This is a genomic window from Brooklawnia sp. (assembly GCF_049651565.1).
Classification (GTDB): domain Bacteria; phylum Actinomycetota; class Actinomycetes; order Propionibacteriales; family Propionibacteriaceae; genus Brooklawnia.
The window spans coordinates 1-6,393 of the sequence record NZ_JBASCI010000098.1 but is presented as its reverse complement, the minus strand read 5'-3'; the positions used below and the strand labels follow the sequence as shown (position 1 = coordinate 6,393).

The following is a 6,393-nucleotide window of genomic DNA, read 5'->3' as shown; positions in this document are numbered from 1 at the left end:
AAAGCCTCCGTCAGCAAGGCCAGCACTAATTGGGAAGGCAGTCTGTTCAAGGGCACCGGCCAGACCAAGCTGGAAACCTCCGGCCTGGCCGCGTTCGACGTCAACTGGGGCAAGCGCGCCGAGTCCGGTCAGGGCACCACCAACCCTGAGGAGCTCCTGGCCGCTGCCCTCGCCACCTGCTACAGCATGGCCCTCAGCAATGCCCTGTCCGAGGAAGGCCACGAGCCCGAGAGCATCGACACCACCGCCGAGATGAGCTTCGTACCCGGCGAGGGGGTCACCGGCGCGAAGATCACAGTCAAGGGCAATGTCCCCGGGCTGTCCGACGACGAGTTCCGCAGCAAGGCAGAGTGGGCCCGGGACAACTGCCCGGTCTCGGCAGCGCTGAGTGGGGTTCCGAAGGAACTCGAGATCCTCTGAGGCGCTCGCCATCAACGGCCGCGCCCCGGACTGGGGTGCGGCCGTTGTGCGTCTCACCGCTCGGTAGTGCTGGTCGGGCTCACCCGATGGTCTGGTCGAATCGGTACAGGAAGGCGGCCATCGCGTCGCGGGCGACCGGCTGCACCGGCTTGAAGGACGCCGTACCGTCGCTGGCGACCCAACCGGTCGAGATGCCCTGCCCGGCCAGCCAGGAGACCTCCAGGAAGAAGTTGTCGGCCGGGCCAATGTCGGTGAACGGACTACCGACGGGCAGGGTGTAGTTGGGTGAGCCCGCGTACCGGTACAGGAACGCCGCCATGGCGTCCCGGTTGATCGAGGTGAGCGGACGATACGTCCGGCTGCCGTCCGGTTCCTGCCAGCCGGTGGCATAGCCCATCTCGTACATCCAGGAGATCTCGGTGTAGAACTGGTCACCCGGGCCGATGTCGGTGAACGGGCTGGTGGCCAGCGGTGTGTAGGCAGGGGAGCCGGCGTAGCGGTAGATGAAGGCCGCCATGGCGTCCCGGTTGATCGAGCTGAGCGGCTGGTAGCTGCGCGTGCCGTCGGACGCGACCCAGCCGGTGGCGATGCCCTGCTCGTACAGCCAGTTGATCTCGTCGTAGAACTGGGTACCGGGCGGCACGTCGGCGAAGACGTACGGCTGCATCCGTTGCCAGGCGAGCTGGCGGATCTGCGGCAACATGCCGTAGAGCAGTTCACCGGGGCATGAGGTGGAGTTCCAGTTGCGGTGCGCGCTGACGACGTTCACCTGGAGGCTGGCACCGCCGACGGGATTGACGTAGCGGGTGGTGCCGGTGGGGTCGAGGTCGTGGCGGGCGGCCAGCCTGCCCAGCAGGGTGGCCAGCGAGTCGACGGCTGCGGTGGGCGGGTTGGTGTCGCCGGTGCACGTCCCGGCTTCGAAGCAGCCCATCAGCGAGATACCGACGTTGCCGGAGTTGTATCCGCCGACGTGGGCGCCGGTGATGATGCGGTCGGTGCCGCTCTGGTAGCCGAAGTCGCTGCCGTCTCCGCCGTAGAAGCAGGACTGGCTGGTCTTGCCCGAGTTGCGACCCTCGTAGACGATGCCGTTGCCGTCGATCAGGTACTGGTATCCGATGTCGGACCAGCCGTTCGACTCGACGTGGTACTTGTAGATCGCCCGGACGGTGGCGGCGTAGTCCTGGGTCGGGCTGTTGGAGCCGGCCGTGTGGTGCACGGTCAGGGTCTGGACGGGGTGGTAACTCTGCGGATCGCCAGCCTTCCACCACCGGATCGACTCGTCGGCGCCCCAGTCGGCCCGGGAACGGCAGTCTGGGGCGTCAACGTAGTCGGCGCTGGCCACCCGGGCACCGACGCCCGGTTGGGGGACCCCGCCGATCGATCCGCCGCTGGTGCTGATCGCCGCGGCCCGCCAGTCAACGCCCCAATCGGGCAGCCCGCGCACCTGGTAGGCCTGCGCGCGGTCGACCAGCAGCAGGCTGCTGGTGAACTGACCGGTGCCCTGGGCCCCCTCCTGGTTGAACGGTTGCCAGGCCGTCCACGCGCCATCGATGAGGAACCGGGCCTCACCGTAGGGCGCCACACCGTGTGCATCCGGCTCGGTCGCGCCCGGCGCGAGGTCGGCGATCACCCCGAGGTACTCGATTGGGAAGTCGAGTTCGACCGGCTCCTCGGTGACCGCGCGGGTGTCGTTGTGGGACGAGGACGCCGGGGCAGCCTCGGCCGGCGACGTGCCCACCAGGCTGAGGGTGGTGCCCAGCAGCATCAGGAGGGCGACCAGGATCACCACCACACGTGACTTTCGGACCATCATTCCGCTCCTTTGCCGCGACATGGTCGCCCAGCGTAAGCGTTCTGCCAGGCACAGTAACCCGCGGGGTGCGCCATCCGAGCGCTCCCGGAAGCCAACGTGTGGCAGCCGTGGTCTTCAAGCCCCGGGACGCGGGACTGCGTGGTGGCCTCCGGGACGCTGCGCGATCCCTACCTCTCGGGGTGACCATCAACTTCGTCCGGGGCAACCAGACCTCGAACCTGGTGCAGATCGAGACCACGTGGTGGCGCTGTCGGGCGCCTGGCAGAAGGGCGCCCAGCAATGGCAGCCCGCGGAGCAGGTGCTGCCCCCACCCGACTCGAGTACTGCGGCAGATCGGGTACCGACTACGCTGCGCGCTCCTCCGCATTGTGTGTTCAGAGCGGGGCGGCGGAGGGGCGCCGGATCGCAGCCATCAAGCCGATGTCGCCGGCATTTCCCCTGGTCAATAGGTGGGCGATACTGGGTTCGAACCAGTGACCTCTTCGGTGTGAACGAAGCGCGCTACCACTGCGCCAATCGCCCTGCGAGGGTTTACCTTAGCCGATGGTTCGGGCAATGAGCAAAGTCACTCGTCCCCCTTCCGGCGGTGTCACGCCGCCGCTGCCCGTGCGGTGGCTGGCAGCCGGCGAGGTGACGAATGAACGCCTACTGACCACGCTGGACGGGTGGATTTGAAGCCCTTCCGAGGATTGCGCTAAGGTGATCCCTGCACCTGAACGGGGGACGTCCTCCGGGAAGCGCGCGGACGTGGCTCAGTTGGTAGAGCATCACCTTGCCAAGGTGAGGGTCGCGGGTTCGAATCCCGTCGTCCGCTCGGAGAGGGTCTCGCGTACCGGCTCTGGCTCTCACGTGAAGACTCTCGCGTGGTGGGTTGGCCGAGAGGCGAGGCAACGGACTGCAAATCCGTCTACACCGGTTCAAATCCGGTACCCACCTCGGTGGCTCTCCAACAACTGAATCAAGGGCGGTTGGCGCAGTGGTAGCGCGCTTCCTTGACACGGAAGAGGTCACTGGTTCAAACCCAGTATCGCCCACTTATATGACCAGCTGGAATGTTCAATCATGGGCCTTTGCGGTCAGCTTCATCGATATCCCTTGTCTCCGGACGCCGATCCGGCTCGTCCGGAGGCCGGTAGCCCTGCTCGAACAGCTCCGACGGGGACCGATAGGTTCTGAACTCCGGCTCACCTGACTCGGCGTCCATCTTCGGCTGCGCACGAAGACCGAGCACGAATCCCAGCACGACCATCGCGCCGCCCAGGCCAGCGTGGAGCCAGTTGTCACCGGCGCTCAGCGGGTAGACAGCCGGGCCGCCCAACCTCGTGACGAGCAGGCCGAAGACCCAGAGCGCCAGGTAGAACAGGCCACCCCAGATCAGGAGTTGCGGGCCGACCGGGCGCCGCGCGCGCACAGGACGCCGACGATGCCGAAGAGCAGGTGGGCGATGTTCTTCTGGATCGACACCAGGAAGAGCCCGAAGAGCAGGGCGCCGGAATCCGGGCCGGTGGCCCCGAACTCGTCGAAGTTGGTCACCACGCCGGGGATGAACCCGAGGACGCCCAGCAGCAGGAACACCACGCCGACGACCAGTGCGACCACTTGCACTGCTGCGGTCTGGGTGGCGGGGGACTGACGGGAAACGCTCATGCTGTTCCTCTCGATGGTCTGTGAGCGCATCGTGACGCTGCATGTACACCAGTCGGTTACCCGTCCGTCCGCATTCCAACCGCCGGCCCGGGCAGGCATGATGGATGCTCCAACCCAACACGAGGAGCAGGCATGACGCAGGTCCCGGCCATCCAACTGAGCGACGGCACGTCCATCCCGCAGATCGGGTTCGGAACCTGGCGCATCCCCGACTCCAAGGTCACCGGCGTCGTGCTCGCCGCACTCGAGGCCGGTTACCGGCACATCGATACCGCGGCTATCTACGGCAACGAACGCGGCGTTGGACGGGCGATCGCGGCCAGCGGCATTCCCCGCGACGAGCTGTACATCACCACCAAGCTGTGGAACGACGCGCACCTGACCGCGGACGCCCGGCGTGGTATCGAGAACAGCCTGATGAGGCTGGGTCTGGACCGGCTCGACCTGTACCTGATCCACTGGCCGGCGACCCTGCAGTACGGCGACTCCTACATCGAGGCCTGGGACGCCCTCCAGCAGTTCAAGGCCGAGGGACTCACCCGCAGCATCGGGGTGAGCAACTTCCTTCCCCACCACCTTGACGCCCTCTCCGGTGAGACGCCGGCGGTCGACCAGATCGAGGTGCACCCGACGTTCAGCCAGCGGGCGCTGCGTGACGAACTGACGCGGCGCGGCATCACCATCCAGTCCTACAGCCCGCTCGGCTCGGGGGCCGACCTGCGCAACCGCGAGCTGGCCAGGATCGCCGCCCGTAACAGCAAATCAGTCAGCCAGGTGATCATCCGCTGGCACCTCCAGCACGGGCTGGTGGTGCTGCCCAAGTCGCAGACCCCGATCCGCGTCCGGGAGAACTTCGACGTCCTCGACTTCGAGCTGGACGCCCACGCCATGTCGCGGATCGACGCCCTGGACGGTGACAACCGGGTCGGCTGGCACCCGGACACCGCCAGACTGTGAGGGGAGTTTGCCGCGGTTCCGCCACGGGTAAGACCCTGCAGGGTTTCACCATCAGGAGGAGCAGATGACCGGGCAGATCTTCGGCGAAGAACCGGCGGCGGACGACCGACACGCGCCGGGTGTCGACCCGACCGTGGGGGTCGATCCGGCCGCAACGCGGTTGGATGCCGGACCGACGCGCCAGGAGCCAGAACCCCAGGCCGGAGACAGCCCGGAAGCCAAGTCCGAGACCAATCCGGACCCCGCACGCCCTCGGCCACGGCTCGCCGATCCGTCGGGTACCGGCGTGCGAATGGAAGGGCCGGACGGCGTCGGCATCGAATCAGGCAGGGAAGCGCTCTGAGCCGCCAGCTCAGCGAGAAGGAGGCAGGCAATAATGTTGGCAACGATTCTGTGGATCATCGCCGCGATTCTGGTCATCTCCGGGATCGTCGCGATCGTTAGGGGCAAGCTCGCATACGGCATCATCCTGATCGTCGTCGGCCTTCTGGTGGGCCCGGGCGGCGTGAGCATATTCACCTGACCTATCAACCATCAGGGCTTGCCGTGACCGCTTTGCTGGTTCGGCAGGCCCTGTTTCATCGCCCAGCCGCAATGAAACAGTTCTCAACCATTTCTTGGATCGATGACCCCCATGGGGGCTTGCCTGATCCCGCGGTCGCTGTCAGAGTCGAAAACAGAACGGTTCAAACCACGTGCCGGCTCCGACAGGGAAGCGAGCTGACATGCCGCGTGGAACTGCTCAACCCACCTTCCAGGAACGCGAGGAGCGAAATCAGGAGTTGCTTGCCAGGTGGCGTCAGTGCACGACCAAGGAAGCCGCCGCCGAGGCATTCGATCAGATCATCCTGTACAACCTTGACCTGTGCGAGTCGCTGGCCAGGCGGTACGCGAACAAGGGCATCGACTCCGACGACCTGGTCCAGGTCGCCGGCGCGGCCTTGGTGGGAGCCGTTCACCGCTACCGACCGGGGTCACCGAACTTCGTAGCCTTCGCGATCCTGTCCATCAAGGGCGAACTCAAGCGGCACTTCCGCGACTTCGGCTGGACGGTGCGCCCGCCGCGCCGGCTGCAGGAGTTGCGTGCCCAGGTGGTCGTCCTGCGTGACCAGGTGGAGCAGGAGCTGCAGGGCGAGGTGAGCGCCGAGGAGCTGTCCGACCGGCTGGGCTCGACCCCGGCCGAGGTTCGGGAGTGCACGCACATGGGCTCCAGCTTCCGTCCCCTGTCGCTGGAGGCGCCGCTGGATCGGCAGACCGGCAGCGGCACCCTGGCAGAACAGCTCGGTGGCGCCGACGGCGAGCTGGAGTTGCTGCCGGATGTGCTGAGCCTGCGCACCGCCGTCGCGGAGCTGTGTGATCGCGATCGCCTGATCCTGCACCTGCGCTTCGTGGATGACCTCACCCAGGCGGAGATAGGCAAACGGCTCGGTGTCAGCCAGATGCAGGTGTCCCGGCTGCTCAACCGCATCCTCGCCCAGCTGCGCGAGATGATGGACACCCCGGAGGCAGCCGCCTGACCGAACCCGCGCCCAGGCGCACCACGCTCGCCATCTTCC

Annotated in this window: 6 protein-coding genes, 4 tRNA genes and 1 pseudogene; 8 read left to right on the top strand and 3 right to left on the bottom strand. The window is 66.6% G+C overall.

The window, feature by feature from the left end:
* On the top strand, window positions 1–420 hold a 420-nt coding region (locus tag WBL05_RS04610), incomplete at its 5' end, for an OsmC family peroxiredoxin (RefSeq protein WP_424224054.1).
* Window positions 421–499: 79 nt separating this feature from the next.
* Here WBL05_RS04610 and WBL05_RS04605 read toward each other — a convergent pair.
* Window positions 500–2,233 (bottom strand): N-acetylmuramoyl-L-alanine amidase, encoded by a 1,734-nt coding sequence (locus WBL05_RS04605; protein WP_424224052.1) that lies wholly within the window; start codon window positions 2,231–2,233, stop codon window positions 500–502.
* 450 nt (window positions 2,234–2,683) lie between these two features.
* Window positions 2,684–2,755: transfer RNA gene (locus WBL05_RS04600), tRNA-Val, on the bottom strand.
* A gap of 219 nt (window positions 2,756–2,974) precedes the next feature.
* Here WBL05_RS04600 and WBL05_RS04595 point away from each other — a divergent pair.
* The 3 genes from WBL05_RS04595 to WBL05_RS04585 all read left to right on the top strand — a co-directional run bounded on the left by WBL05_RS04595 (window position 2,975) and on the right by WBL05_RS04585 (window position 3,267).
* A tRNA-Gly gene (locus tag WBL05_RS04595) sits at window positions 2,975–3,047 on the top strand.
* A 51-nt stretch (window positions 3,048–3,098) separates the two neighbouring features.
* A tRNA-Cys gene (locus WBL05_RS04590) sits at window positions 3,099–3,169 on the top strand.
* Between the two features lie 26 nt (window positions 3,170–3,195).
* Window positions 3,196–3,267: transfer RNA gene (locus WBL05_RS04585), tRNA-Val, on the top strand.
* A 26-nt stretch (window positions 3,268–3,293) separates the two neighbouring features.
* On the opposite strand, the pseudogene WBL05_RS04580 reads toward WBL05_RS04585, so the two are convergent.
* Window positions 3,294–3,880, bottom strand: a pseudogene (locus WBL05_RS04580) (DUF4383 domain-containing protein).
* Between the two features lie 132 nt (window positions 3,881–4,012).
* Here WBL05_RS04580 and WBL05_RS04575 point away from each other — a divergent pair.
* The 4 genes from WBL05_RS04575 to WBL05_RS04560 all read left to right on the top strand — a co-directional run bounded on the left by WBL05_RS04575 (window position 4,013) and on the right by WBL05_RS04560 (window position 6,354).
* Complete coding sequence (locus WBL05_RS04575; protein ID WP_424224051.1) at window positions 4,013–4,837, top strand: aldo/keto reductase; 825 nt, start codon at window positions 4,013–4,015, stop codon at window positions 4,835–4,837.
* 64 nt (window positions 4,838–4,901) lie between these two features.
* Window positions 4,902–5,180 (top strand): hypothetical protein, encoded by a 279-nt coding sequence (locus WBL05_RS04570; RefSeq protein ID WP_424224049.1) that lies wholly within the window; start codon window positions 4,902–4,904, stop codon window positions 5,178–5,180.
* 33 nt (window positions 5,181–5,213) lie between these two features.
* Window positions 5,214–5,360 carry a GPGG-motif small membrane protein gene (locus tag WBL05_RS04565; protein ID WP_424224047.1) on the top strand — a complete coding sequence of 49 codons (147 nt, stop codon included), beginning with the start codon at window positions 5,214–5,216 and terminating at the stop codon, window positions 5,358–5,360.
* A 202-nt stretch (window positions 5,361–5,562) separates the two neighbouring features.
* The gene (locus WBL05_RS04560; RefSeq protein WP_424224046.1) at window positions 5,563–6,354 is read left to right on the top strand and encodes a sigma-70 family RNA polymerase sigma factor; all 792 of its coding nucleotides are present in this window, start codon (window positions 5,563–5,565) and stop codon (window positions 6,352–6,354) included.
* Window positions 6,355–6,393 lie beyond the last annotated feature (39 nt).

Excerpts from the sequence above, each read along its gene's own strand:
- WBL05_RS04605 (WP_424224052.1), bottom strand. The coding sequence starts at position 2,233 with ATGATGGTCCGAAAGTCACGTGTGGTGGTGATCCTGGTCGCCCTCCTG.
- WBL05_RS04575 (WP_424224051.1), top strand. The coding sequence starts at position 4,013 with ATGACGCAGGTCCCGGCCATCCAACTGAGCGACGGCACGTCCATCCCG.
- WBL05_RS04570 (WP_424224049.1), top strand. The coding sequence starts at position 4,902 with ATGACCGGGCAGATCTTCGGCGAAGAACCGGCGGCGGACGACCGACAC.
- WBL05_RS04565 (WP_424224047.1), top strand. The coding sequence starts at position 5,214 with ATGTTGGCAACGATTCTGTGGATCATCGCCGCGATTCTGGTCATCTCC.
- WBL05_RS04560 (WP_424224046.1), top strand. The coding sequence starts at position 5,563 with ATGCCGCGTGGAACTGCTCAACCCACCTTCCAGGAACGCGAGGAGCGA.